The organism is Vibrio sp. H11, assembly GCF_004804295.1.
In the GTDB taxonomy this organism is placed as follows: Bacteria; Pseudomonadota; Gammaproteobacteria; order Enterobacterales; family Vibrionaceae; genus Vibrio; species Vibrio ostreae.
The window spans coordinates 554155-580368 of the sequence record NZ_SSHN01000001.1; the positions used below are offsets into that span (position 1 = coordinate 554155).

General features: G+C 51.1%; 20 protein-coding genes and 1 riboswitch. Of the genes, 10 read left to right on the plus strand and 10 right to left on the minus strand.

Annotation, left to right across the window (positions count from 1 at the left end):
• Positions 1 to 66: 66 nt before the first annotated feature.
• From E6C74_RS02675 to thiD, 4 genes are all read right to left on the minus strand, one after another.
• Complete coding sequence (locus tag E6C74_RS02675; RefSeq protein ID WP_136483104.1) at positions 67 to 762, minus strand: pirin family protein; 696 nt, start codon at positions 760 to 762, stop codon at positions 67 to 69.
• Between the two features lie 128 nt (positions 763 to 890).
• On the minus strand, positions 891 to 1538 hold the full coding sequence (gene thiE / locus E6C74_RS02680) for a thiamine phosphate synthase (RefSeq protein ID WP_136483106.1): 648 nt from the start codon (positions 1536 to 1538) through the stop codon (positions 891 to 893).
• The gene (gene thiM / locus E6C74_RS02685) at positions 1535 to 2359 is read right to left on the minus strand and encodes a hydroxyethylthiazole kinase (protein WP_136483108.1); all 825 of its coding nucleotides are present in this window, start codon (positions 2357 to 2359) and stop codon (positions 1535 to 1537) included. Before thiM ends, thiE begins: the two co-directional genes overlap by 4 nt.
• On the minus strand, positions 2356 to 3222 hold the full coding sequence (gene thiD / locus E6C74_RS02690) for a bifunctional hydroxymethylpyrimidine kinase/phosphomethylpyrimidine kinase (RefSeq protein ID WP_136483110.1): 867 nt from the start codon (positions 3220 to 3222) through the stop codon (positions 2356 to 2358). Before thiD ends, thiM begins: the two co-directional genes overlap by 4 nt.
• Before the next feature lie 137 nt (positions 3223 to 3359).
• Positions 3360 to 3484: riboswitch (TPP riboswitch) on the minus strand.
• Positions 3485 to 3644: 160 nt separating this feature from the next.
• Here thiD and E6C74_RS02695 point away from each other — a divergent pair.
• Complete coding sequence (locus E6C74_RS02695) at positions 3645 to 4520, plus strand: AraC family transcriptional regulator (protein WP_136483112.1); 876 nt, start codon at positions 3645 to 3647, stop codon at positions 4518 to 4520.
• Positions 4521 to 4612: 92 nt separating this feature from the next.
• Positions 4613 to 6760 carry a TonB-dependent siderophore receptor gene (locus E6C74_RS02700; RefSeq protein WP_136483114.1) on the plus strand — a complete coding sequence of 716 codons (2148 nt, stop codon included), beginning with the start codon at positions 4613 to 4615 and terminating at the stop codon, positions 6758 to 6760.
• A gap of 76 nt (positions 6761 to 6836) precedes the next feature.
• On the opposite strand, the gene E6C74_RS02705 is transcribed toward E6C74_RS02700, so the two are convergent.
• The gene (locus tag E6C74_RS02705; protein WP_136483115.1) at positions 6837 to 8276 is read right to left on the minus strand and encodes a sucrose-specific PTS transporter subunit IIBC; all 1440 of its coding nucleotides are present in this window, start codon (positions 8274 to 8276) and stop codon (positions 6837 to 6839) included.
• Positions 8277 to 8530: 254 nt separating this feature from the next.
• On the opposite strand from E6C74_RS02705, the gene E6C74_RS02710 reads away from it, so the two are divergent.
• On the plus strand, positions 8531 to 9520 hold the full coding sequence (locus E6C74_RS02710) for a LacI family DNA-binding transcriptional regulator (protein WP_136483117.1): 990 nt from the start codon (positions 8531 to 8533) through the stop codon (positions 9518 to 9520).
• Between the two features lie 234 nt (positions 9521 to 9754).
• The gene (locus E6C74_RS02715; RefSeq protein WP_136483119.1) at positions 9755 to 11386 is read left to right on the plus strand and encodes a glycoside hydrolase family 32 protein; all 1632 of its coding nucleotides are present in this window, start codon (positions 9755 to 9757) and stop codon (positions 11384 to 11386) included.
• A gap of 233 nt (positions 11387 to 11619) precedes the next feature.
• Here the strand turns inward: E6C74_RS02715 and E6C74_RS02720 are convergent, their stop codons facing one another.
• Positions 11620 to 13008 carry a carbohydrate porin gene (locus tag E6C74_RS02720; RefSeq protein ID WP_136483121.1) on the minus strand — a complete coding sequence of 463 codons (1389 nt, stop codon included), beginning with the start codon at positions 13006 to 13008 and terminating at the stop codon, positions 11620 to 11622.
• Positions 13009 to 13352: 344 nt separating this feature from the next.
• Entirely contained in the window at positions 13353 to 14276 is a 924-nt protein-coding gene (locus E6C74_RS02725; protein WP_136483123.1) for an aminoimidazole riboside kinase, read from the minus strand.
• Positions 14277 to 14527: 251 nt separating this feature from the next.
• On the opposite strand from E6C74_RS02725, the gene E6C74_RS02730 reads away from it, so the two are divergent.
• The 6 genes from E6C74_RS02730 (at position 14528) to oppF (ending at position 21296) form a co-directional block, all read left to right on the plus strand.
• Positions 14528 to 14911: a DMT family protein gene (locus E6C74_RS02730; protein WP_136483125.1), complete on the plus strand. Its 384-nt coding sequence runs from the start codon at positions 14528 to 14530 to the stop codon at positions 14909 to 14911.
• An 830-nt stretch (positions 14912 to 15741) separates the two neighbouring features.
• Positions 15742 to 17373 (plus strand): ABC transporter substrate-binding protein, encoded by a 1632-nt coding sequence (locus E6C74_RS02735; protein WP_136483127.1) that lies wholly within the window; start codon positions 15742 to 15744, stop codon positions 17371 to 17373.
• Positions 17374 to 17472: 99 nt separating this feature from the next.
• Entirely contained in the window at positions 17473 to 18393 is a 921-nt protein-coding gene (oppB, locus tag E6C74_RS02740; protein WP_136483129.1) for an oligopeptide ABC transporter permease OppB, read from the plus strand.
• Positions 18394 to 18408: 15 nt separating this feature from the next.
• Entirely contained in the window at positions 18409 to 19311 is a 903-nt protein-coding gene (gene oppC / locus E6C74_RS02745) for an oligopeptide ABC transporter permease OppC (protein WP_136483131.1), read from the plus strand.
• 24 nt (positions 19312 to 19335) lie between these two features.
• Positions 19336 to 20307, plus strand: a complete 972-nt coding sequence (locus tag E6C74_RS02750; RefSeq protein ID WP_168796943.1) for an ABC transporter ATP-binding protein — start codon at positions 19336 to 19338, stop codon at positions 20305 to 20307.
• A complete protein-coding gene (gene oppF / locus E6C74_RS02755; protein ID WP_168796937.1) occupies positions 20304 to 21296 on the plus strand; it encodes a murein tripeptide/oligopeptide ABC transporter ATP binding protein OppF in 993 nt (330 codons plus the stop codon). Before E6C74_RS02750 ends, oppF begins: the two co-directional genes overlap by 4 nt.
• Before the next feature lie 94 nt (positions 21297 to 21390).
• Here oppF and E6C74_RS02760 read toward each other — a convergent pair whose 3' ends face one another.
• Genes E6C74_RS02760 through E6C74_RS02770 form a run of 3 tightly spaced genes read right to left on the minus strand, consistent with a single transcriptional unit; the run spans position 21391 to position 26095 of the window.
• Positions 21391 to 23505 (minus strand): type I secretion system permease/ATPase, encoded by a 2115-nt coding sequence (locus tag E6C74_RS02760; protein WP_136483137.1) that lies wholly within the window; start codon positions 23503 to 23505, stop codon positions 21391 to 21393.
• An 11-nt stretch (positions 23506 to 23516) separates the two neighbouring features.
• The gene (locus tag E6C74_RS02765) at positions 23517 to 25427 is read right to left on the minus strand and encodes an EAL domain-containing protein (protein ID WP_136483139.1); all 1911 of its coding nucleotides are present in this window, start codon (positions 25425 to 25427) and stop codon (positions 23517 to 23519) included.
• A 5-nt stretch (positions 25428 to 25432) separates the two neighbouring features.
• Positions 25433 to 26095 (minus strand): transglutaminase-like cysteine peptidase, encoded by a 663-nt coding sequence (locus E6C74_RS02770; RefSeq protein ID WP_136483141.1) that lies wholly within the window; start codon positions 26093 to 26095, stop codon positions 25433 to 25435.
• Positions 26096 to 26214 lie beyond the last annotated feature (119 nt).

The following is a 26214-nucleotide window of genomic DNA, read 5'->3' on the forward strand; positions in this document are numbered from 1 at the left end:
CTTGTTATACTTTTCTCACGCTGCTAAACAAATGCTGGTAAACAAATGTTATACCGTGCTGCCAGCTTATGGCAGATCAAACACCAGAGCTTTGACCGCAACATCGCTGGCGTTACGCAGCTGCAGCTCGCTTTCGGCGTTGATTTTCGCGCCATCGCCCGGCGTGAGCACGACGTCGTTGACGTTCAGTTCGCTGTCTATCTGATGGATATAAATCCGGCGACCCGGCGCTACATCCAGATGTAAATCAGTGCCTGGCAGCAGGATTAGCTGGTGCAGGGTTACATTCTGTTTGATGTGCAGCGTGCCATTTTCACCCGTTGGCGTGGCAATGGTGGTCAGCCCCGGCTCCTGTCCGAAATCTTTCTGCTGGTAACCCGGCTCGCCGCCCAGCGTATCAGGCTGAATCCAGATTTGCAGAAATTTCAGCGTATCGCTGTTGGAAGCATTGAATTCACTGTGGTGAATTCCGCGCCCGGCCGACATCAACTGAAATTCACCGGCCGGCAGGGTTTTCACATTGCCGGCACTGTCTTTGTGGGCGATGGTGCCCTCCAGCACATAACTGATGATTTCCATATCTCGGTGACCATGGGTATCGAAGCCCGCGCCAGGTGTCACTTGGTCATCATTGATGACGCGCAGCTCGGAAAAGCCCATGTGCGCCGGATCGTAATAGTGGCCAAACGAGAAGGTATGTTTACTGTCCAGCCAGCCAAAATTTGCCCGGCCACGCGCTGCTGCCGCTCTTACTTCAATCATCTTGTGCTCCTCACCCGCTTGCTGCGGATTGCTTTTATTGCTTTCAACCGTTGGTGTACTGTTGCTTGATGGAGCCAGTCTACGGCGTTATGGATAGCCTCAACAGCAAGTCAGGTTGTCGCTCTTGTTCAATTATTTGCAATGACTTTGTGCGGGGAATGTGCATCAATCAAGTCACGTAATGCTCTGGCGGCTTGTTCAGGTTGGCTGGCATGGCTGATCGCCGATACCAGAGCAACGCCGTCTACGCCGGTCGCGGCCACACGGGCAAGGTTTCCCTGATTAAGACCTCCGATCGCCACCAGCGGCAGGCGGGTGTGCTGCATCGCCCAGGTCAGTCCTTCCAGCCCCCAATGTTTGACTGTATCGGTTTTGGTCGGGGTGGCAAAAATCGCACTTAACCCCAGGTAGTCGACCGGTAACTGATGAGCCGCCTGAAACTGCTGCTCATTTTCGACCGACAGTCCAAGGAGTTTATCCGCTCCCAGCAACTGGCGGGCGATGGTGGCGGGCATATCGCTTTGCCCGAGGTGCACACCGTCAGCATCAACAGCCAGGGCGACATCGACCCGGTCGTTGATGATCAGCGGCACCCCTGTACCGCTCAGGATCTGTTTTATCGCTTCAGCGCGTTGGATAAAGGCGCGTACATCACCATGTTTTTCACGGATCTGCACCATGGTTACCCCGCCACGTACGGCTTGCTTTACCACCTGACATAAGTTGGTGAGATCCTGCTGGTCATCGGTGACCAGGTATAAACGATAGTCATTCATAGTTCGAACGCCTTCGGGTCAGTTGGATGCGGCATAGTTTGCAGCTTTACTCTGTCGATTAAGGTGTTTTCATCCAGCAGGTGTAGCGTATCGAGCAGGGCAAGCTGCAGGCTGCCCGGCCCTTGAGCCTGCTGAGCCGCCAGTTCGCCGGCGACACCCATGATGGCTGCGGCGCTCAGACCACTCAGATCACCACATGCCGCGCAGGCTCCGGTTAAAGCACTCAGGCTGCATCCCATCCCGGTCACTTTGGGCATCATGGCGTCGCCGTTACTCAGCTGTGCGACTTGATCGCCGCTGATGATAAAATCCTGCGCGCCGGAAATGACCACGCTGGCATGGTATTGCCTTGCGAGTTGTTGCCCGGCGGAGATGGCGCTGTGGCTGGCATCTCTGGCATCCACCCCTTGCCCCTGTGCATCACTACCGGCCAGCGCCATGATTTCTGAAGCATTGGCACGGATGATTAGCCGCTCTGCCTGAGCAGCGAAACGACGTGAGGTTTCTGTACGTAACCGACTGGCGCCGCAGCCGACCGGATCCAGGATGACGGGTTTGTGGTGACGGTTGGCTGCATCAATGGCAAATGCCATGCGCTCAATCCAGATTTCATCCAGGGTGCCAATATTAATGACCAGCGCTCCGGCAATCTGCATCAGTTCATCCATTTCGCGGCGTGAATGGGCCATGATCGGAGACGCGCCGACGGCCAGCAACGCATTGGCACTGTTGTTCATCACTACATAATTGGTAATGCTGACTACCAATGGCTGATTGGCGCGCAGGGCCTGAAAGGTACGCGCGATAAGCTCAATATTCATAAAGACTCCAGCTGAGATGATGGAATAGGAGAAAGGGCAAAGAAATGATGCACCGGGCCGTGACCGCGTCCAACATCTAGCTCATCGGCATGGGCAATCGCCCGAGAGATGTAGTGTTTAGCGTGGCGAATGGCATCTTGCAGCGTAAATCCCTGAGCGAGGTAACAAGCAATCGCTGACGACAGCGTACAACCGGTGCCATGCGTGTTTTGGGTGTCGACCCGCTGAGCGCGGAATACCGCCGTGTCCGCGCCGCTCAGTAGCCAGTCATCGCTGTGACTGGTACCTGGCAGATGACCGCCTTTGAGCAGCACGGCCTGGCATGGCAGGGCGCGCAGTGCTGCGCTCATCGCTTCAAGCTGTGACTCCTGCTCGCAGAGCGGCAGACCAGTCAGCGCCGCGGCTTCTGGCAGGTTAGGCGTGATCAGGGTCGCCAGTGGCAGTAATTCCCGCTGCAGGCTGTCGATTGCCGCACTTTGCAGCAGTAAATCGCCACTGGTGGCCACCATGACCGGATCCAAAACCACAAAACGCGGCTGATACTGACGCAGTTTTCGCGCCACAGCGGCAATGATGTTACTGTCGGCCAGCATACCAATTTTGACCGCGACGATATCGAGATCGCTGAACACCGCATCGAGCTGACTTTCTACATGTTCAACCGGCACCGGCAGAATGGCACTGACACCTTGGGTGTTTTGCGAGGTTATGGCAGTAATCACGCTGCAGGCATAACCGCCGGTTGCTGAGATGGCTTTGATATCGGCCTGGATACCGGCGCCGCCGCCACTGTCTGAACCGGCAATGGTCAGCACAATCGGTGTATTAAGAGAGGATTGGGATTGATTATCTGATTGAGGCATTTGGGCTCCTAATCGTCCGACAATCAGGAACCGGTTTAGCACCACCTGTCAGGTTTTGCTAAACAGCCGCCGCGAGGCGGTCATGTTGGGGGGAGATGACAGGGGGAGCTATTAGATCTCAACCCGTCTACAAGCCTTACCACAACACTATAGTTCCCTACGTCAGTACTAACTGAATCAGGTTCTACGGGTCTCGCGATGACGCTTTGCCTGTGGCAAATCTTCCGGCGATCTCAGCTTTACAGCTCCCCGACTATAAGGCGCAGATGATAACAGATATTTTTACTACTGTTGATCACTGAGCGCTACTTTTGCTCGATTGACGCACTCAATCTTGTCTAGAGTGGTTAGTTGATAACACTTCTCACTAAGATTGGTTTTATGCGACACTAGTAGGTAAAGGTACTCAGGAGTCAGTTTACATGGGCGCTGTATCCGCTTCATTTACGCGAATCTGCAATTTGCTCGAATATATTCACCAACATCTAGACCAGCCTTTATCGCTGGATCGGCTTTCACAGCAGAGTTGCTGGTCGCGCTGGCAGTTGCAACGGGTATTTCACAATGAAACCGGTCTGACGGTGGCGAACTATGTACGCGAGCTTAAGCTGAGTGAAGCCGCTGAGCGTCTTGTATGCAGTCAGGAGCGAGTGATTGATATTGCACTGGCCCTCGGTTTTAGCTCTGAAGTCAGTTTTAGTCGCACCTTTAAACATCATTTCGGTATCAGTCCGCGCCAATATCGCCAGCAAGGGCAGCGCACAGGCTTACGTAAACCATTGCAGGTGCAACAATTTGCGCCGCGTGGTGAGCGCTGTACTCGTCTGGTTGATGTTCGGCTGGAAAGCCAAGCAGAATTTGAGTTGTTCGGTGTCGCCACGACTATCCGCGGTTTACTCTCTTCACAACCGGATTTCACGACTCAGGTGCCGAAAATCTGGCAGACATATTTTTCTTGTCCAAGCGATAGCAAGTCTGGTCCCTTGACGGGCGTCATCGATGTGACCCGGGTCGGCAGTGAACATGGCCAGCTGCGCTACTGGGCGACTGGAAGTCATTGGATGGCGGGGTTAAATTCGGTGCGTATTCCGGCGCAAACTTATGCGGTGGTGAAACATTGCGGACCGGTTTCGCACCTGGCTGATACTCTGGAATGGTTTATTTTTGAATGGCTGCCGGATTCTCCTTATCGGGGAGTGGACGGATTTGAGCTGGAGCGCTATCCGGCTGATTACAACTGCGCCTGCGATAACGCGGCAATGGAATACTGGTTACCCATTGCCGCACGAACGGATTAACATGCTCCAAATTGTTAACTTTCCGTGGTGTACTTTGCTTAGAATACAAATGATATGTATTCTCATAAGTAAAGGCAGGGTAGTTATTTCACATGGCTGTTGTTAAGCATTCTACATTTTCTCCGATCGCTGTTGCGATCATGGCGGCGTTCGCCACTCCATTTGCCTTGGCAGCGCAAGCAGACAATCCACCAGTCGATACGGTCACTATACTGGGCAAAACCTATCGCAACACCGCAACGAAAACCACGTTAGCACCGCAAGAAACGCCTCAGGGCATCAGCGTGATTGAAGGGGAGCAACTGCAGCAGCGTGCTGTCACCTCACTTGGCCAGGCGGTACGTTACGCGCCGGGTGTGGTGACGGAAACCAAAGGTGGTTCAGTCACCTTACTTGATAATTTCTATATTCGTGGTTTTGAATCTAATCAGAGCTATTACGATGGTATGTTGGTGCAGTATCTGAAAGGCTGGAACCTGCAGCCGCAGATTGATCCGATTGCGATGCAACAGGTGGAAATTTTTAAAGGGCCGACCTCTGTGCTGTATGGTGCCATGCCGCCTGGCGGCATGGTGAATGTGATTGCTAAAAAACCGCAGCCCCAGCGACATACTGAGCTGTCGGTTTCCGGCGGTTCGCGTAACCTCAAACAGGTCACACTCGATACCACCGGTCCGCTTGGGGATGGCGACCTGCGCTATCGTTTGCTGGCTAAATCCCGTAAACAGGATGGTCAGGTCGATGGCACTGAAGAGGAACGTTACGTGATTGCCCCGTCTCTGGACTGGCAAATTACGGACGATACGTTACTCAACCTGAATCTGTACTATCAAAAAGATCCGGATATGGGAATGAATTCCGCTTTGCCGGCATCAGGCACCGTAACCGGAAATCCATATGGTTCAACGTCGCCATCGACCTCGGCCGGTGACCGTAACTGGAGCAAGTTTGAGCGGGAATTTTGGATGCTAGGCTACAAAATCCAGCATGATTTTAATGCCGAGTGGTCTTTGCTGCAAAGTCTGCGTTATACCGATGCCACGCTTTATCAGGAAAACACCTATCACAGCGCCGGACAATTTGATGCCGTGACGGGCAATCTGCAGCGCAACATCTACAGCACGGATGAAGATTCGCACGGCATTGTGGTCGATAACCAGCTGTCAGGTCAGGTTAGCTGGGGCAGTGTTGAACACAACCTGTTGTTGGGTATCGATTATCAGCGTCTCAAGGGCAATTCGGACTATCGGACTTATCAGACTACTGAGAGCGATTTTGGCGCATTCAACCTCTTTGCACCTGACAATAACCTGTTGGATCGCAGTAGCCTCACGCAAACGGATTTGTATGCCTACGATATATCCATCAAACAGTTGGGTTTCTACTTTCAGGATCAGTTGCGCTGGAATCGCTGGGTGCTGATTGGCGGCGGCCGCTTTGATCATTATACCAGCAGCAGTGAGGTGTCCGGTTACAGCACGGATGCGGATGATAATGAGTTTACCTATCGGGTCGGTGCATTATACGAATTTGATTCTGGTCTGGCGCCTTTTGCCAGCTTCGCGACCAGCTTCTCTCCGGTTGCCGGGGTCGACAGCCAATTCGGCCAGCCGTTTAAGCCTGAAACCGGTGAACAGGTGGAAGTCGGGGTCAAATATCAATCGGCGGATATGAGCAAGCAAGGCAGCATCTCTTTGTACCATATCCTCAAAAACGATGTTGTGGTGACCGATCCTTCTTCCGCGGATTATCAGGATGATATTCAGGTCGGCGAAGTACGTTCACAGGGGATCGAAGTCGAAGGGCGCTGGTGGGTAACCCCTGGCTGGGATATTGCCGCCAGTTACACCTATTCCGATGTTGAGGTTACTAAAGACAGCGCCAACGGCCTGCAGGGCACGACACCGATTTACGTCCCTGAGCACAGCGCCACACTGTGGAGCACCTATCAGATTGATCAGGGAGTGCTTGATGGCAGCCGGGTCAGCGCAGGCGCACGTTATGTCGGCAGCATGATGATGGATGCGACGAATACCCAGGGCAAAGTACCGGACTACACCATGGTTGATTTGTCGCTGGGCTACGACTTGGGCAAAATCAGTGAGCGTCTGCAGGGCGTCAGCGCCGACGTGATTGCCAGCAATCTGTTAGATGAAAAATCGTATACCTGTTACGACAATATGAACTGCTGGTACGGAGCGGAGCGTACGATTGAAGTCAAACTGGGTTACCAGTTCTGAGTTAAGCACAGAGAAAACAACGCCCGGCGAAAGCCGGGCGTTTTGTTCGTCATCAGCCAGTGATTATCTATGTAGATCAGGCTGTAGCACTGACGCCTTGCTTGGCTTTTTGACGCATCCCCAGCACTATGGTCAGACCGAAGGCGACCGCAAACGAAATCACCATACCCACCACGTAGTAACCGATTTTTTCCGGATTGATGGAGATAATGCCCGGAATACCGGCTGCGCCCAAAGCGTGTGCTTTTACGTGGAACAAGGTCAGGAAAGCGCCGGATACCGCAGCACCAATAATCGCAGCGATAAACGGGTAGCGTAGCTTGAGGTTAACGCCGAACATGGCGGGTTCAGTGATGCCAAGTAGCGCTGTAATACCCGATGGCATCGCGATGCCTTTTTGTTTCACGTCTTTGGTGGTAAATGCCACTGCCAATGCAGCCGCGCCCTGTGCAACGTTCGACATTGCTGCAATTGGGAAGATGAACGTACCGCCTGTGGTGACGACATCAGCCAGCAACTGGGTTTCAATCGCGATAAAGCTGTGGTGCATACCGGTAATGACAAACGGAGCGTAAATCAGGCCAAATACCGCACCGCCAACGAAACCCGCTGAGTCATATAACCAACTCAGGCCATCACCGAGCATAAAGCCAACATCACGGGTAATAGGGCCAACCAGAGTGAAGGTCAGAAAGCCGGTGATAAAAATTGCCAGCATCGGAGTCAGCAGGTTATCGAGTACCGAAGGGACAACCTTACGCAGCCCCAGCTCAACTTTGGCCAGAATAAATGCCGAGACCAGAACCGGCAGTACAGAGCCCTGATAACCGACTTTTTCGATTTCCAGCCCGAGTATATTCCAGGTCGGTACCGTGCCATGGACAGCCGCGCTGCCAAAACCCCAGCCATTAAGCAGGTCCGGGTGCACCATCAGCATACCCAGTGCCGCGCCCAGGAAGGGGTTACCACCGAACTTACGTGATGCGGAAAATGCCAGTAAGACGGGTAAATAAACAAAAGGCGCATTGGCAAAGGTGTTGATCATGCTGGCCAAATCAGCCAGTCCCGGGTTGGCGTCAATCAGAGATTGCCCGTCAATAAACAGCCCTTTTGCGGTCAGAACATTAAACAACCCCATCAGCAGACCGCCGGCGACAATGGCCGGAATGATGGGGACAAAAATATCCGACAGGCCTTTAACCGCGCGCTGCAGCAGATTTTGCTTATCTGCCCCGGCTGCGGCAACGTCATTGGTCGACATTTCAGCCATGCCAGTCAGTTTAGCCATTTCGGCATAAACCTGGTTGACAATGCCGGATCCAAAAATGATCTGGTATTGACCTGCGACTTTAAACTGGCCTTTTACGCCCTGCAGTCCGTCAATGGCCTTTTCGTCAATCTTATTTTCGTCTTTGACTGCAAGACGCAGTCTGGTTGCGCAGTGTGCCAGCGCCTGAAGGTTTTCTTTACCGCCCAGGTGCTCGAGAAGTTGCTTTGCTATGACTGGATAGTCCATAACTCACTCCGGTTCTTGTTACTTGTCAGTATAGTGGTTAACTGCGTTATTTTTGAATTTTCGGGAACGTTTGCAATACGCATTCTTGTCAATAAAAAACCGCCGGTCAAAAGCATCTCGTTTATTCTGTGAGAAAGATCAGCAAAACCGAGAAGGAAAAAGGGCAAAACAAGGTTAAAATCACGCTAGTTAAGTGGTTGATGTCGGTTCATTCTGCAATCAATCCCAATTTTCGCAGCGTAATAGGATATGGCATGGCAAGTTTGCACGATGTGGCCAGGTTGGCCGGGGTGTCAAAATCGACGGTCTCGCGCGTCATTAATGATGAATACGGGGTCAAAGAGTCGACTAAAGTGAAAGTGCTTCAGGCGGTGTCCGAGTGCGGCTACGTCGTCAATCAGGTGGCTAAAGATCTTAAATCACAGAAGACCAATCTGATTGGTGTGATTGTGCCACGGGTGTCTTCCCATGCCACCGCACAGGGTGTGGATGGCCTGACCAAGATACTGGAACAAAATGGTAAGCATGTCCTGCTGGCCAACACTCATCAGATGCATGCCAAAGAGCTGGAATACATCCGCATCTTCAATCAAAAACGGGTCGAGGGCATTATTTTTTATGCGACCCACCTCGACATGCCGCTGATTAAAGAGATTCAGAACTCTGCAGTGCCGGTCGTGCTGGTCGGGCAAGATGGTTCTCTGCACGATATTCCCAGCGTGGTTCATGACGATACCCGGGTTGGCTTTGAAGCGGGCAACCGTCTGGTAGCGGCAGGCTGCCAGCGCGTTGGCTTTATCGGCGTACAGAGTGATGATATCGCGGTCGATGTGCAGCGCGGTCAGGGGCTAGAGCAGGCGCTGACGATGCATAACCAGTCGTTGGTTTGTCATCTGCGTGGTGACTTTTCGATTGAGTCCGGTCATCGGCTGGCACAGCAAGCGATGCGCGACTATCCGCAACTCGATGGCTTGTTCTGTGCGACAGACCGTCTGGCAGTAGGGGCGGTAAAAGCGCTGCAGGCGGCCGGTATTCAGGTTGGTAAGCAGGTGAAAGTGCTGGGCGTCGGGAATGATGAACTGGCGTTTGTCAGTAATCCCGGGTTATCAACCTTCAATTATGCGTTTGATAAAGCAGGTGAAAATGCCGCTAAAATGTTGCTGGACCGGATTGCCGGTCAAGGACAGGAAATGAGTAAAGTGGTGCTGACATTTCAGAACATTGTCCGTGAAACCTGTGCGTGACGATCCTGCTCTGATCATCGTTGCCGACCATTCTCACATAACATCTGTTCTCACATAACATTTGTGTTTCACAACCGCCTGAATGTTCGGTTTCGGCCGCCTATCAGGCGGAGTTTGTGTGTCCGGCTTCACACACATCTGCATAACCTTGCTATAAAAATTGGAAACACTTGCCTGACAGTGGTTAGTTGTATATTTTGAGAACGTTCCCGAAATTAGCTATTAGGTCAGTTTATGTCGTTACAGAGACTTATCGAACTCGCGGGCGGGCTCGATAACATTCAACGGATTTTGGCGCCGGACGGGCGCATAGTCGTTGCGGTATCCGATCGCCACGCTGTCTGTTCACTACCAGATGAGGTCACGGCGGAGTCCGTACTCGGAGAGTGGCAACTGAGTATAAAACGTGATAATACCATTCAGGATGAGGATCTGGCCTTGGTCGGCCGCTCTATTGCCGCCAGGCAGCAGATTAAAGCCGCGCAGTATCGTGTCGCCCGGCCATCTCACTATCGCCCGCAGTGGCATATTTCTCCGCCGCAAGGCTTGCTCAACGATCCCAATGGTTTTATCTACCATGATGGGGCTTACCACCTGTTCTATCAATGGTATCCATATTCCTGTGAGCACAAAGACAAATACTGGGTTCATCTCACAAGTGATGATTTGATTAGCTGGCACTGGCAGTCTGTGGCCTTAACCCCGTCCGACTGGTTTGACAGCCACGGGGTCTTTTCCGGCCATGCAGTCAGTCATGGCGATGATTTAATGCTGTTTTATACCGGCAATACTCGTTTGGGGCCTGATCGTCAACGCCAGACTATGCAGTGTGCGGCCCGTATGAACGCAGACGGGCAGTTTGAAAAATTAGGACCGCTGATTCGAGAGTTGCCGCCGGGGGTGACCGAACATATCCGTGACCCGAAAGTGGCGTTTCATCAAGGGCGCTGGCATATGTTGCTGGGTGCTCAGACCGAATCTCTGCAGGGACGACTTGCCGTTTATCATTCTGATGATCTGCTTAACTGGCAGTTTGATAAGCTATATGGTGATGAGCTTTCTCCTTACGGTTATATGTGGGAGTGCCCGGACTGGTTTGAGCTTGGCAATGAATGGTTTGTGGTGTTTGGCCCGCAAGGCATTGAATCTGAAAACCTGCATCACAATATTGTGCATCAAAACCGTATCTTCCGCGTTAATCAGGATGAGCAGGGCGGCTTTGATTTTATCGAAGGCTGGGCCCTGGACGAAGGGTTTGATTTTTATGCGCCGCAAAGTGTACAAACCCCGGACGGACGCCGTGTGATGTGCGGCTGGATGGGATTACCGGATGAGTTAGATCAACCGAGTTGTGATCATGGTTGGCTGCACCAGTTAACCTCGATGCGTGAATTACGCTGGCTTAACGGGCGGGTGCTGCAACAGCCGGCGGCTGAACTGGATTTACTGCGTGGTGAAACCCGTCAGGTCAACTTGAATGATAAGCCGCTTGACCTGAGTACCAAGAGTTTCGAGCTGGTGGTCACGCTGGCGTGGGGCAGCGAACTGCATCTGATGCATGACGATAAACATAAAGTGGTACTGACGCTGGATAAACAGCAGGGTGTGCTGCGTTTTGATCGCTCCCAAACCTTGATCCGCCAGGGCGATACAATCCGTGAACTGGTGTTGAACAGTGAGTCGGTAACATTGCAGATTCTGGCCGACAGCTCATCACTGGAAATTTTTATTAATGGTGGTGAGCAGGTAATGACCGGACGTGTATTCACTCCTGAGCATGCAACCCGGATCTCTCTGCAAGGTGCCGCTGTCAGTGGCAGAGTGACTCTTCTTCATTCTGCTCACGCGCCGTTTGTTGACGCATAAGAGGTTATGAGCAGCCAAGCCATCCCGTCGGGATGGCTTTTTTTGTTTCTATGCCGGCTGTTTTCTGGTTTGCTGTTTTGCAAGGCAAGGCAAGGCAAGGCAAGGCAAGGCAAGGCAAGGCAAGGCAAGGCAAGGCAAGCTGTGAGTGCCGGGGTCAGGAACACTGACAGAAAAAAGCCCGGCTTGCGCCGGGCTGAATGGGAGGGATTACTTTTTGAGATCAGGTATTAAAATCAGAACCAGGTTTCCATTTGCAGTGCGAATACGGTTTCACCGCCGTTACCCATGGTGCTGGCGTCGCTTGCCAGGCTGACCGCGTAGTCATCCAGTTCGCTGCTCCAGTCAACGTAGCTGACTGCAAAGCGAATTTCCGGGCGGTCAAAGAAGCCGGCGGATGTCGCCAGTTTAAAAGTGGGTGCCAGTGTCGCTTTGTAGAAACTGCCCTTGGCTTTTTCAACGCTGTTGTCCATATCCATGTACTGATAGGTGCCTTCGTAAACCATCTCAAAGTTCTCGGTCAGCTCTTGCGCGAAACGAACGTTGGCGGTTGCCCAGATAAACTCGTCGTTGTTTTTAATGCGATCCTGGCTGTATTCAGCCATCAGCGCTGGTGCGATGCGCCAGTTGTCGGCAAATTGGGTGACACCGTAGCTGAACAAACGAACCGCTTTGGCATCATCATTCAAATCGCCGTTTGAACCTATACCTTTTAGTTCAGCACCTAATCCCTGACCCAACAAAATACCGGTCTTGGAGAAACCGTCTTGTATGCCATAGAAGCTGTCGCCATGATACGCGAACAGAGCATGGATACCGTTTTCAGCGCGCTGAGTCGGGGACGCTGCTTCACTGGCGCGATCTTGGTTATCAGCCGATTTCATGCCACTTAACATCACCTGAAAAGGACCAATATGGTTATTCATGGTCGCCACATAGTTTTCGACGTCCGTGCTTGAGCTGTCAATGTCACCAAAGTCGCGGCCGTAAAGCGAGAAATTGGCTTTCCAGCTGTCACTCATCTGCACATCATAAATCCCTGCGCCGCTTCCGGACAGGAATACAATATCTGAATCAAGGAAGTGGATGTCAAAATTATCACGGTCAAAGCGTTTTCCCGCCCAGAGTGTTGCATTAGCAAAGGCACCGCTGAACGAGGGCAGCGAGCTCAGCTCAGCATACACCTGGCGTACATTAAGCTGGCTGTCATCCGCGGTCCATTCATTGTTGGTTTCGACTCCGTCGGCCAGCATGATCTTAAATCGTGCTTTTGAACCATCGTCCATCACCCGGTTATGAATCAGATTCGCTTCGAGGTAATTGTCATCTTCCAGTCCGAGACGGCCAACCGGTGCGCCCAGCGCGCCTGCGGCGGTCATGTAAGGACCGGTGCCGACCGCACCGTTAAAGTTGTCATTGATTAACAGTCCGGCACGGGCATAACCGTGAAATTCGAACGATGACGCTTTCTGTTCCGCCTGCTGGGCGGTTTGCTCGGTCTGGGTCAGACGTGATTCCAGCTCGTTAATCCGGGCTTCCAGAGAGGCTAAATCACTCTGTGCGAATACAGAAGTGGTTGGTAGCAGGGCAAGCGAGATAGCGATCGTCAGGGCTTTTGTCTTCATTGTTATTGTCTCCACAAATGGATGAAAAATAGGGGATTGCTGCAAACGTTCCCGTTAATTCATGACACAGTGTGGGTTGTTTTAATTTTTTGGTCTCATCGATTCAGCAAAGTGCGTTTCACGCTACGCTCTCTGAATCTGAAGACTTAATTTGATTAGCAATATACCTAACATTTCGGGAACGATCCCTGAAAATAAACTGATAATTCTACTCAACGCACGATCTACGGTGATTTTGTGATCCAGATATGGGGAAGTTGATGCATAGACAGCATAAATAAATAGGGAGAAATAAGAAGAAAGGCGAGCGTCAAGCTCGCCTGGCAGGATACGAGTAAGCAGGCTTACGACTGCAGGAATACCATTAATGCCTGTTGATTGGGTAAAGCGGTCATCGCCCCTTTTTCAGTGGTCGCCAGAGCGCCACAACCATTAGCCGATTGCACCGCCTCATGGATAGAAGGCTCGGTTTGCCATTGTTCATGTTGTGCCAGTGTGGCCAGTAACCCGCCGACAAACGCATCACCGGCCCCTGTGGTATCGACCGGTTTTACTGCTTTGCCGCTGAGCAGTTGTTGCCCCTCTGCGGTCACTACCAGCGCGCCTTTCGCGCCCTGTGTAATCACGGTCAGTGGCAGGTCGTAACTGCGCAGGGCTTGCAGACCATCCTCGATAGACGCTGTGCGTGTCAGTTGCATAAGTTCTTGTTCGGAGAATTTGGCGACATCGGCCAGCGCGACCGCCTGCATGACCACGTTAATGAGTTCACTCGGATCGTTCCATACTTCCTCACGTAGGTTAGGATCGAAGCTGATAAATCCACCGGCTTGTTTCATTTTCTTCATCGCCGCCAGAGTTGAGCTGCGGCTCGGTTCGTTAGCAAGCGCGATAGAGCATACGTGTAACCATTCTCCTGCCCGAAAATCAGGAATATCCTCAGTTTGCAGGAACTGGTCTGCGCTTGGCTTCACCATAAAAGTAAAGCTGCGTTCACCGTCATCATCCAGATCAACAACGACCGTAGAGGTGCGATGTAAAGGGTCAAAGTGAAGGTGGTCAATATTGACCCCTTCACTTTGAAGTGTCTGTGCCAGAAATTGTCCGAAGGGATCTTTACCCACCCGGCCAAAAAAGGCGGTGTTACCACCGAGTCGGGCGATAGCGACAGCCACGTTGGCTGGCGCGCCGCCCGGACACTTGAGGTAATGTTGCTCGCCGTCCGGAATCAAATCAATCACTGCGTCTCCGGTGACCCATACTCTGTTCATAGTCAATCTCCTGTAAATTTGCTTCAGTTTAATCCAAGCCCGATTGATGAAAAGTGGTTGGCGGGATGGTTTGTTAGTGCAGGATAAAATCTGTGATCAACAAGAAAGATAAAGCGTCTATCAGGAGCAATTGGCTTGATTTGTTGGTATCGTTCCCGACATTTTGCTTTTGTATTTCGCTTGCTGAGATTGACGGCAGTCAGACGCAGGCGCAAACTGCGCTGGTTTTTCATTTATTAGCGGAGTTAATCATGTTTGGTCTTTCACCGATTGTGTCCACCATCGGGCTGCTTGTCATCAGTAACGTATTCATGACTTTTGCCTGGTATGCCCATCTGCGTGAGTTGGAACATAAACCCTGGATTGTGGCCGCGCTGCTCAGTTGGGGGATTGCTTTGTTTGAATATATGTTTCAGGTGCCGGCAAACCGTATTGGCTACACCGTACTTAATCTTGGTCAACTGAAGATCCTGCAGGAAGTGATTACGCTGAGCGTGTTTGTGCCTTTTGCGCTGATTTATATGAAAGAGCCGTTTCGGATGGACTTTATCTGGGCGGGCTTATGTCTACTGGGGGCGGTGTTCTTTATATTCCGGCCACAAATCATCGAAGTGGTCGCGCGTGCTCTGGCTTAGAGCTGGCTTTGTGTTACTAAACTTAAACCACTTTTCAGCCGGTTTATTCTCCTTACTCTCTCTATTGGTGTTGGTTTCCGTCTCCCTCTGGGCCTGATAACCGCGTGCCTGCTGGCACGTGGTTATGTATCACGCACGCTGTGTCGTTAACTCTCCCTGTTTATAGACTGATAGGCTCGCCACTTAGGGTGTGTCATTCTATTTATTGTACAAAATGATGCTTTATAACGGATTATTTTGGACTAGGGTTAATAGTTAGAGGCGAAATTTAATGCTCCGTATTCGCTCACGTTCAACCTGGCTGTATATCCCGCATCATGCGGTAATTAGCGTTATGATACCGCTTTCATTTTGTAACTGATACGCAAACGTTTCCTAAAAAGTGCGTTGTGGATCACAATGGTGCAACAGGTGACTCTGTTCACAATTTCTGTCATCTGATGAGTGGATCATCACTTTCAATTAGACGTCATGTGAGGCAGATGTTAAATTTTCCGCCGAATTTCTAGCATAAGATGCTGAAAAAGTAATCTTGGTTAGTATATGTGGCATTTACGGTTGGCTCTAAGTCCTTATTTGTACTGAAATTCTGCGTTACTGACGATCAATTAAGTCATTTCACTGATTTATTGATTCTGCGCAGTGCATAGTTTTTGTTAAAGACTATTTTTAGGCAAGTTAGTTTGATGGTCGCCGTTCTACGCCGCTTTCTTTGTATGGGTTAGGTTTTGTGTTTGGTTTTTTGCGTTAAACACCCTAATTATGGCAGTCAGATGCCTCATGCCCCACAAGGAAGTCATGGATGCAAAATGAAAACTTGGAGTTTATGCATGTATAAAAATAAAATCACTCAGGCCCTGCTTCTGGGGGCTGGCCTTGCAGTGGCAAGTGCTTCTTTCTCATCTCTCGCCGCGAATGTTCCCGCTGGTACTAAACTCGCTGACAAACAGGAATTTGTCCGTGGTAACGGTACTGAAGTCGCTTCTATCGATCCGCATAAAACGGAAGGGGTGCCAGAGTCACACGTGATTCGTGACCTTCTGGAAGGCCTGGTAAACCAGGATGCGAACGGTAAGACGGTTCCGGGTGTCGCAGAAAGCTGGGAAACGACAGACAACAAAACTTTTATTTTCCACCTGCGTAAAGATGCGAAATGGTCAAACGGTGATCCGGTTACCGCTGACGACTTCGTGTACAGCTTTAAGCGTGCGGTTGATCCTGCAACGGCTTCTCCATACTCGTGGTATATTGAAATGACCACTATGGTGAACGCGGCAGATATTATCGCCGGGAAAAAAGATAAAGAGACACTGGGTGTGAAAGCGCTGGATGCGAACACCCTGGAAGTGAATCTGGAAACATCGGTTCCATATTTTGTAAAAATGATGGGCCACACCACAGTGAAACCTGTTCACCGTGCAACGGTTGAGAAGTGGGGCGATCAGTGGACCAAACCTGAACACTTCGTTGGTAACGGCGCTTATGTGGTTGATAAGTGGACGGTAAACGAACGTTTAGTGCTCAAGCGTAACCCATACTATTGGGATAACGCACACACCGTTATCGATCAGGTCACCTACCTGCCAATCGAAAACCAGGTAGCGGAAATGAACCGCTTCCTGTCGGGTGAAATTCAGATGACGTATGAACTGCCGCTGGAGCACTTCAAACGTCTGAAGAAAGAGTACCCGGAATCGGTGAACGTGAAAGGTAACCTGTGTACTTACTACTACGGCTTCAACAACCAGAAAGCGCCGTTTGATGATGTGCGCGTGCGCAAGGCGCTATCGTACGCTATCGACCGTGACATTGTCGCCAATGCGATTCTGGGTCAGGGTCAGAAGCCTGCTTACTTCATGACGCCGGAAATCACCGCTGATTTCAATCCAGAGATGCCAGCTTACGGCAAAATGACTCAGAAAGAGCGTATTGCCGAAGCGAAAAAACTACTGGCAGAGGCCGGCTTTGATAAGTCTCACCCACTGGAATTCACCCTGCTGTACAACACCTCTGAAAACCACAAGAAAATCGCAACCGCGATTCAGTCAATGTGGAAACAGGCGCTGGGTGTGAACATCACTTTGGAAAACCAAGAGTGGAAAACCTTCCTGGATACCCGCCGTGAAGGTAACTATGACGTGACTCGTGCTGGTTGGTGTGGTGATTATAACGAAGCATCCAGCTTCCTGTCGCTGATGCAGTCCAACAACAGCTCCAACGACCAGAAATATCACAGCGCAGAGTACGACGCCGTGATGGAAAAAGCGTTGAATGCGAAGACCGATGAAGAGCGTGAAGCACTGTACGTTGAGGCAGAAAAACTGCTGGCGCGTGATATGCCAATCGCCCCTATCTATCAGTATGTAACTTCCCGTCTGGTGTCGCCACAACTTGGTGGTTACCCGGTTAATAACGCGGAAGACAAGATCTACACTAAAGATCTCTACATCAAAGCTCAGTAAATCCTGAGCATTAAAACTATAAATATATAGACACTGTATGTGCCCGGCACATACAGCGTCTTTTCGTTTTCTATTGTCACAGACTGAAAGAGTGAGTTTATGATTAAATTCATAGCAAAAAGGATATTTGAAGCAATCCCAACCTTGTTGGTATTGATCACGATATCATTCTTTCTGATGCGTTTTGCACCAGGTAACCCATTTTCTTCTGAGCGTCCGTTACCGCCGGAAGTGATGGCCAACATCAATGCGAAATATGGCCTGGATAAACCAGTATCCGAGCAGTACTTCACCTATCTGACTAACATTTTGCAAGGCGATTTTGGTCCGTCATTCAAATACAAAGATTATTCGGTTAACGAACTAATCAGCGCGGCTTTGCCTGTTTCAGCTAAAGTGGGCTTTGCTGCTTTCATCTTCACTGTCATCATGGGGGTCGGAGTTGGCACCATTGCCGCGCTAAGGCAAAACACTTGGGTCGACTACACCATAATGTCGACCGCCATGCTCGGGGTGGTGATGCCATCCTTTGTGTTGGCACCGGTTCTGATCTACATCTTCTCCATCAATCTCGGCTGGTTCCCGGCGGGGGGGTGGCAAGACGGATCGTTACAGTACATGGCGCTACCTGTCATTGGTATGTCCTTGTTGTATGTGGCCACGTTTGCCCGTATTACCCGTGGTTCGATGATCGAAACCCTCAACAGTAACTTTATCCGTACCGCTCGTGCGAAAGGTCTGAGCTATCGCTATATCGTGTTGAAGCACGCATTGAGACCGGCGCTGTTACCTGTGGTGTCCTACATGGGCCCAGCGTTTGTCGGCATCATTACCGGGTCGGTGGTGATTGAGACCATTTTTGGTCTGCCGGGGATTGGTAAACTGTTCGTCAATGCGGCGTTTAACCGTGACTATTCATTGGTGATGGGCGTAACGATTTTGATCGGTTTCCTTTTCATTCTCTTCAATGCGGTGGTGGATATTCTGCTTGCTTATATCGACCCTAAAATTCGCTACTAATCGGACACGGATATTATGTTGAGCAAAAAAGAAAATTTAGAAGCGATCGAAAAGTTCTCTGAGAACCTGGAAATTGAAGGTCGCAGTTTATGGCAGGATGCGCGCATTCGTTTTATGCGTAACAAAGCGGCGATGGTCAGCCTGTTTATCCTGACGTTAATCACCCTGGCGGTGATTTTTCTGCCGATGTTTTCGGCTTATACCTATGAAGATACTGACTGGTATGCCATGCACGCTGCGCCGAATGCCGAGCATTGGTTTGGTACCGATGCGCTGGGGCGTGATTTGTTGGTACGTACCCTGGTCGGTGGCCGCATTTCTCTGATGGTCGGTATTATGGGCGCGCTGGTGGCGGTACTGATTGGTACCCTGTATGGCGCCGCATCGGGCTTTATCGGTGGTCGTACCGACCGAATCATGATGCGCCTGCTGGAAATCCTGTACGCGATTCCGTTTATGTTCCTGGTGATTGTACTGGTGACTTTCTTTGGTCGTAACATCATTCTTATTTTTGTGGCGATTGGTGCCATTGCCTGGCTGGATATGGCGCGTATCGTACGTGGCCAGACGCTGAGCCTGCGCAGTAAAGAGTTTATTGAAGCGGCTCATGTGTGCGGTGTCAGCAAGTGGAAAATCATTACCCGCCATATCGTGCCTAACGTGCTGGGTATTGTCGCGGTGTATTCAACCCTGCTGATCCCGAGCATGATTCTGACCGAATCTTTCCTTTCTTTCCTTGGTCTGGGTGTTCAGGAACCAATGACCAGTTGGGGAGCATTGTTGCAAGAGGGCGCCAACACGATGGAAGTGGCGATCTGGCAACTGCTGTTCCCAGCGGCCTTTATGGTGATCACCCTGTTCTGTTTTAACTACGTGGGTGATGGTCTGCGCGATGCGCTGGATCCAAAAGACAGATAATCACACAAGATTAAGGAAGTAATGATGAGCTTATTAGATGTCAAAGATCTGCGCGTCGAATTCACCACTCAGGATGGGATTGTCACCGCAGTTAACGATTTAAACTTCTCGCTTAATCAGGGCGAGACTCTCGGTATCGTGGGCGAGTCCGGGTCGGGTAAGTCCCAGACCGTGTTTGCGATCATGGGTTTGCTGGCTAAAAACGGAATCATCTCCGGTAGCGCGAAATTTGAGGGTAAAGAAATCCTCAATCTGCCGGAAAAGGCACTCAACAAGGTGCGTGCCGAGCAGATCGCGATGATTTTCCAAGACCCGATGACGTCACTTAACCCGTATATGAAAGTCAGCGACCAACTGATGGAAGTGCTGATGTTGCACAAGGGTATGGGGAAAGCGCAAGCATTCGAAGAGTCAGTGCGTATGCTGGAAGCGGTCAAAATCCCGGAAGCACGGAAGCGGATTACCATGTATCCGCATGAATTTTCGGGCGGTATGCGTCAGCGTGTGATGATTGCGATGGCACTGTTGTGCCGTCCGAAACTGCTGATCGCCGATGAGCCGACCACGGCACTGGACGTGACCGTCCAGGCTCAGATCATGGACTTGCTCAACGAGCTCAAACGTGAGTTTAACACTGCGATCATCATGATTACCCACGATTTGGGGGTGGTGGCCGGCTCGTGTGACAAAGTGCTGGTGATGTATGCCGGTCGTACCATGGAATACGGCAGCGTGAACGAAATTTTCTACAATCCAAGCCATCCGTATGCGGAAGGTTTGCTGAAAGCGATTCCGCGTCTGGATACCGAAGGCGATATTCTGCCGACGATTCCGGGTAACCCGCCAAACTTACTGCGTCTGCCGGTTGGTTGTCCTTATCAGGAACGCTGTCACCGTGTGATGGACCGTTGTAAGCGTGAAGCACCGATTCTGACGCCGTTTGGTGATGGTCGTCAGCGGGCTTGTTTTTCTGACTGGGAGGCGTGGACAAAATGAGCGCAGATAAAGCATTACTGTTAGACGTAAAAGATCTTAAGGTTCATTTCAGCATTGCCGCTAAGTCGGCCTGGCCATGGACCAAACCATCGACACTGAAAGCCGTGGACGGCGTCAATGTACGCCTCTATCAGGGTGAAACTCTGGGCGTGGTAGGTGAATCCGGCTGTGGTAAGTCGACCTTTGCCCGTGCCATTATCGGATTGGTGCAGGCTACCGAAGGTGAAGTGGTGTGGCTCGGTCAGGACCTGACCCGGATGCAGGAAGTCAAACGCCGTGAAACGCGTAAAGAAATTCAAATGATTTTCCAGGATCCGCTAGCGTCTCTTAACCCGCGAATGACGGTTGGTGACATTATTGCTGAGCCGCTGCAGACCTTTTATCCGCAACTGTCCAAGCAGGAAGTCAAAGACCGGGTTAAAGAGATGATGGCCAAAGTGGGCCTGCTGCCGAACGTCATTAACCGCTATCCGCACGAGTTCTCCGGCGGCCAGTGTCAGCGTATCGGCATTGCCCGCGCTCTGATTCTGAAGCCGAAAATGATCATCTGTGATGAGCCGGTATCAGCACTGGACGTCTCGATTCAGGCCCAGGTGGTTAACCTGCTCAAAGAACTGCAGAATGAGCTGGGTCTGAGCCTGGTATTCATCGCGCACGACTTATCCGTGGTGAAGCACATTTCTGACCGTGTGCTGGTGATGTATCTGGGTAATGCGGTCGAGCTGGGGGAGTCGGATGCACTGTTTGCCAACCCGAAGCACCCATACACCAAGGCCCTGATGTCAGCGGTACCGATTCCGGATCCGAATCTGGAGCGCAGTAAAACCATTCAGATGCTGGAAGGGGATTTGCCGTCTCCGATTAATCCGCCATCGGGTTGTGTATTCCGTACTCGTTGTCCGCAGGCAACGGCGGAATGTGCTAAGACCAAGCCCCAAATCAAAGGGAGTGACGTCCACTCCGTCTCTTGTTTACACGTTGAGGTGTAAATTCAGCCTGTGACAGGCTTAAGCGCGGTGCCTTTATGGACCGCGCTTTTTTTATCTCTGTCGATTGTTGTTAGTTTGTCTCTGGCCGGTCAGTTTAGTTCGCAGCCCGCACTTTACCGTGGCGTAAGTCGGTCAGTACCATCTCTTTCGGACCATCTGCGATGATGGACCCTTTTTCCATCACAATCACCCGGTCCACCACATCCAGCATGGTGGTTTTATGGGTAATCAGTACCAAGGTTTCGCTCGGGGTTAACTGACTGAGCTGGTGCTTAATCTGCATCTCGGAGCGGTTATCCATCGCACTGGTCGGTTCATCCATCAACAACACAGGCGGACGTCCCAGCATGGCTCTGGCAATCGAAACGGCCTGGCGCTGACCGCCGGAAAGCAGTAAGCCGCCTTCACCCACCTGGCGTTCAAGACCCGCCGGATCTTGCTGAGTAAACACGGTGACGCCAGCCCGGTTCGCTGCGTCCATGACATCACGGTCATCAGCCAGTGGCCGCCCCAGAGTGATATTGTCGCGAATGGTACCGTAGAAGAGTAAGCTCTCTTGCGGTACACAACCGATATTACGGCGGATATCGATATGATGCAGCTGGGCGATGTCTGTGTCATCAATACGAACGTGTCCTTCGGTGGGTTGATACAGACCCATTATGAGTCGCTCAAGCGTGGTTTTACCGGAACCAATCCGGCCGATAATCGCCACTTTTTCGCCCGGGTTAATGGTCAGGCTGAGATCGCGAATCGAAGCAATCGGTGAGTCCGGATAATGGAAGGTCACTTTATCGAGTTCAATTTTGCCCTGAATCATCGGACGGTGAATGTAGCGTTTACCGGCCTCTTGCTCGTCAGGCATCGCCATCACTTGTTCAATGATGGTGAGCGATGATTTTGCCTGGTTATAACGGGTTGAAAGCAGAGACAGCTGGACCAGAGGGCCAATCGCTCGTCCGCTCAGCATGGTCGCGGCAATCAGTCCGCCCATGGTCAGGTCGCCCGCTGCAATCAGATAAACACCTAGAATAATCATGCCAACGTTAGTCGACTGCTGCACAAAGCCCGCGGTGTTCTGAATTCCGTCGGTAATACGGCGACTCTTGATGTTCCAGTTTGCCATGTGGGCGACGGCTTCTTCCCAGCGGTATTGATACTGGCTTTGCGCACCGAACAGCTTAAGCGTCTCGAGACCGGCCAGGCTCTCAATCAGGTTGGCGTATTTTTGCGATGCCAGTCTGGAACCCTCTTCGATTGCACGGCGTAACGGCGCCTGAATCAGCAGTGAGTACACCACCAGGATCACTACGCCAACAATCGGCACCAGCACCAGTGAACCGGCCATCAGCCAAATCAACAGTAAAAACATCAGTGCGAACGGCAAATCGATCAGAGAAGCGATAGTGGCAGAGGTGAAAAACTCACGAATCGACTCAAACTCCTGCAAGTGGCGCGCGAAAGCACCGACCGATGGCGGACGTGACTCCATGCGGATCCCCATGACCTTGGCAAACAGCTTGGAGGAAATCAGGATATCGGATTTTTTGCCTGCCACATCAATGAAGTAGTTCCGCAGCAGTTTGAGCACTAAGTCAAACAGGAAGATGACCAGCACACCACTGGCCAGTACCCACAGAGTTTCGAACGCCAGATTGGGGACCACTTTGTCGTACACCAGACGGGTAAACATCGGTGCTGCGATGGCAAACAGGTTAATCAGGATCGAAGCGATCAGCACATCGCGATAGATGCGCTTTGACTGCCAGATCGTACCCCAGAACCAGTGACCATGGCGGGTTTTCAGTACTTCCGGAGAGCGCTCATCAAAACGGAACTGCTTTTTGACCATAAAGTAACGGCCAATATAACGCGCTTTAAGTTCATCAAGCGGATAGGCGATCGGCACCATGCCCGATTCGGCGGTCACCACTTCCGCTTCCTGCTTTTCCTCGTTAATACTGTTGAGTACGCACGCCTCGCCACTTTTTAGCAGCACAATGACCGGGAATACCAGTTGTGGAATTTCATGCAGTGCGGAGCGGTTCTCTTTCGCAACCAGACCGGCACGTTCCGCGGCGCGCGGAAATAAAAATGGTGTCAGCTTGCCATCTGACATTGGCAAACCGTTGATCAAAGCCTCGGGAGAATTGGCGAGGCCGTAATAGCGGCTGACGTAAATCAGAGAGTTCAGCAGCGTGTCTTGCATTGCGCTCATCCTTATTTATCGACAATAAAACCCTGGAACACATCGACGAAATGCTCGGCGAGCAGATCGAGCTGATCCTGGGTCTCGACGCGGGATGCGATAGTGGTGATATCCAAATCGTGAGCGGTACGCGAAATGGACGTCAGAGTAAATTTCTGATTCTCATCATCAAGGTGGTGAGTAAACAGATAATCGAGTTTGACGTAGTTTGGTCGAAACTCATTAATGTAATCCAGCGACTGGAAGTTACGGCCGTAGTTATCAACACCAAAATCAGCGCCCGCGCCGCGCAGAGCGTTACAGAACAAGGCAGTATGGTGCGGAGCATTAACAAAGCAGTTCTCCGGAATTTCAAACTGCAGTAATCCTGCCACGGCTTTGTGTCGGGTCAGTAACTGAGTGACCCAGCGAATAAAGCTTGGCTGCTCGATACTGCTTTGCGAAATGTTGATGGCAAGTTTATCGGTCACTTCACCGGACACCAGCTTATTAATCATAGACTGGAGTACGTATTGGTCGAACAGGTGAGTGGCGTGTAGCTGCTCCAGCGCGAACAGATATTGGTTGGCGCTGTAACGTACCCCGTCTTTTTCAATCGCAGAGAACACTTCGCGATGGAAAGTTTTACCGTGTGTATCCGTTGCCGCCTGGAAGCGGAAGGTGAACCAGTCATGGTGAATCGCTTCTTCAACCAGCGCTTTCCATTGCTGTTTACCCATTACCATCTGATTGCTTGAGCTGGAAATAAAGCCGTATTTCAGCTCCGGATTCGATTTGGCCGTGGCCATCGAGTTGTCGAGCAGGGAAAGCAGCTCGCGTGAGCTCTTCGCTTTTTCATTGAACACCACGCCGAGCGCCGCATCGGCAGCGGCCATACCGGTTGGATCCGGATTAATATCGTTCACGCAGTTCATAATGTTGTCAGCGGCCTGGCGCAGTTCTTCCTCTTCCATATTGGGCAGGATGAGCGCAAATTCTTCGGCAGAGATACGGGCAATGGTGATGTTGGGGGCAGTCATCGATGCTTTGAGGTGAGTGGCGAGTTCACGCACCATGTTATCGCCGGCTTCGTAGCCTTTCTCTTCATACAAATCTTTGATGAACTGAACCTGCAGCATAGCCACGCCACCAACCGCGTTTTCTGTCAGCCAGCCGTTCAACTGGTTCATGTAGTAAGAGCGGTTGCCCAGTTGTGAAACCGGATCCATGTAAGCGCGCTCGCGCAATTGCTGTGCTTCCTGAGCCTGGGCTTTAAAATGCTTTTCAACCTGTGCCGACATGTTATTGATCCCTTGTACTACCGCGACCAGGTCTTGGGTGTCGGGTAGCGGCAACGGTTCGCCAAACTGGTTGTTGGCGATTTGCTTCATCTTGTTCACTATGGTTGTCAACGGTTTAAGGGCATGATGAACGATGTAGGCAATCGAGAGCATACCGATCACAACGATGGCGCCGAATGCGATCGAGAGGCGAATCAGCGCGTGCCATAGCTGAGCATAGGCTTCACCCGGATGACTGACGATTTCGACCTCTGCCAGTTGCATCCAGCCGCTGGTCACAACACGGCGGTCATGGATAGGCTGGAACAAATCCAGATCAGTAAACCATTGCGGAACCTGGCTTGGCTTAATCGGATAAGAGCGAACGATTTCACTGTGGTCATCGAGAAAGGTAAGGCGCACGACCGAGTAGGTACTGCCGTCAAACAGAGCATTGATGACGGATTCGACCGCAACGCTGTCCTTCTTTTCCAGATAGGGCGCTAAAGCAAGACCCACGGTGTTAATCGTGTTGCTGACTTCAGAACGTTGCTGCTGTTCAAGGTTGTCGCGTGTGGTATTAAATTCGATGATGAATACGGAAATCATCAACAAAATCAGCACCATTATCATTCCGGCGACCAGTTGTTTGTATAGTGTCATTCTAGCTACTCATCGTAATTGACCAACGGTTTATTCAAATTCAGCGAACGCTCGCGTGAACGTAAATCATTCCAGAGGCTGAGCCGGGAAGCGTTACCTGCCAGCTCGCCATTTTTCGACTTCATCAACCACAGATGTTGACCGTTAAAGCTGTATATAGGTAGCAGGTCAGGGCGCGCGGAGGCCGGTTTTATCTGCGGATTAATGTTATCCAGAATCAAAGGTTGTGAGCTGGGTGTGGCGTAGTAGGCCAGTACCATGTGAAACTGATTCAGTTCAATGGCTTTGACGTACACCAGGCGCAGTTTGTTATCAGCAACACCAAGTTCCAGCAGCGAAAAATATTTGGCGATAGTGAAGTCCTCACAATCACCGGCATTACTGCCTAAAAATTCCAGTGGTGTCGCCCAGTAGTCATTTTTGCCCCACAATACATCGTCGTTGACAAAGTAGAGCTGATTGAAAAAACGGTTTACTTCGGTCAGTTGAGCGCGTTCTGATAATGATCGGTAACGCACCATCTCCTGCCGCCAGGTCTCAACTCGTTTACCCGCGCGTGGCCCGTAGGTTGCTGTCACTGCATCAACCCACTGTTGCTCTTTGGTACTGAGCGCGCCAGCTAGTGATGAAATCACCAGCGCCGCCAGTAAACATAGCCAGCGTTTCATCGCATACCTGTTGCTACGGTGTGACTAAAGGTCATCTCTCTTCCACTATCCTTTGCATCCGGTTGTATAAGTTTAGTTATACATCAATCAGCGCTTTTCATCACGGACCGGTTTATCTT

Coding starts and splice junctions, on each gene's coding strand:
- E6C74_RS02675 (WP_136483104.1), bottom strand. CDS start 762: ATGATTGAAGTAAGAGCGGCAGCAGCGCGTGGCCGGGCAAATTTTGGC.
- thiE (WP_136483106.1), bottom strand. CDS start 1,538: ATGAATGACTATCGTTTATACCTGGTCACCGATGACCAGCAGGATCTC.
- thiM (WP_136483108.1), bottom strand. CDS start 2,359: ATGAATATTGAGCTTATCGCGCGTACCTTTCAGGCCCTGCGCGCCAAT.
- thiD (WP_136483110.1), bottom strand. CDS start 3,222: ATGCCTCAATCAGATAATCAATCCCAATCCTCTCTTAATACACCGATT.
- E6C74_RS02695 (WP_136483112.1), top strand. CDS start 3,645: ATGGGCGCTGTATCCGCTTCATTTACGCGAATCTGCAATTTGCTCGAA.
- E6C74_RS02700 (WP_136483114.1), top strand. CDS start 4,613: ATGGCTGTTGTTAAGCATTCTACATTTTCTCCGATCGCTGTTGCGATC.
- E6C74_RS02705 (WP_136483115.1), bottom strand. CDS start 8,276: ATGGACTATCCAGTCATAGCAAAGCAACTTCTCGAGCACCTGGGCGGT.
- E6C74_RS02710 (WP_136483117.1), top strand. CDS start 8,531: ATGGCAAGTTTGCACGATGTGGCCAGGTTGGCCGGGGTGTCAAAATCG.
- E6C74_RS02715 (WP_136483119.1), top strand. CDS start 9,755: ATGTCGTTACAGAGACTTATCGAACTCGCGGGCGGGCTCGATAACATT.
- E6C74_RS02720 (WP_136483121.1), bottom strand. CDS start 13,008: ATGAAGACAAAAGCCCTGACGATCGCTATCTCGCTTGCCCTGCTACCA.
- E6C74_RS02725 (WP_136483123.1), bottom strand. CDS start 14,276: ATGAACAGAGTATGGGTCACCGGAGACGCAGTGATTGATTTGATTCCG.
- E6C74_RS02730 (WP_136483125.1), top strand. CDS start 14,528: ATGTTTGGTCTTTCACCGATTGTGTCCACCATCGGGCTGCTTGTCATC.
- E6C74_RS02735 (WP_136483127.1), top strand. CDS start 15,742: ATGTATAAAAATAAAATCACTCAGGCCCTGCTTCTGGGGGCTGGCCTT.
- oppB (WP_136483129.1), top strand. CDS start 17,473: ATGATTAAATTCATAGCAAAAAGGATATTTGAAGCAATCCCAACCTTG.
- oppC (WP_136483131.1), top strand. CDS start 18,409: ATGTTGAGCAAAAAAGAAAATTTAGAAGCGATCGAAAAGTTCTCTGAG.
- E6C74_RS02750 (WP_168796943.1), top strand. CDS start 19,336: ATGAGCTTATTAGATGTCAAAGATCTGCGCGTCGAATTCACCACTCAG.
- oppF (WP_168796937.1), top strand. CDS start 20,304: ATGAGCGCAGATAAAGCATTACTGTTAGACGTAAAAGATCTTAAGGTT.
- E6C74_RS02760 (WP_136483137.1), bottom strand. CDS start 23,505: ATGCAAGACACGCTGCTGAACTCTCTGATTTACGTCAGCCGCTATTAC.
- E6C74_RS02765 (WP_136483139.1), bottom strand. CDS start 25,427: ATGACACTATACAAACAACTGGTCGCCGGAATGATAATGGTGCTGATT.
- E6C74_RS02770 (WP_136483141.1), bottom strand. CDS start 26,095: ATGAAACGCTGGCTATGTTTACTGGCGGCGCTGGTGATTTCATCACTA.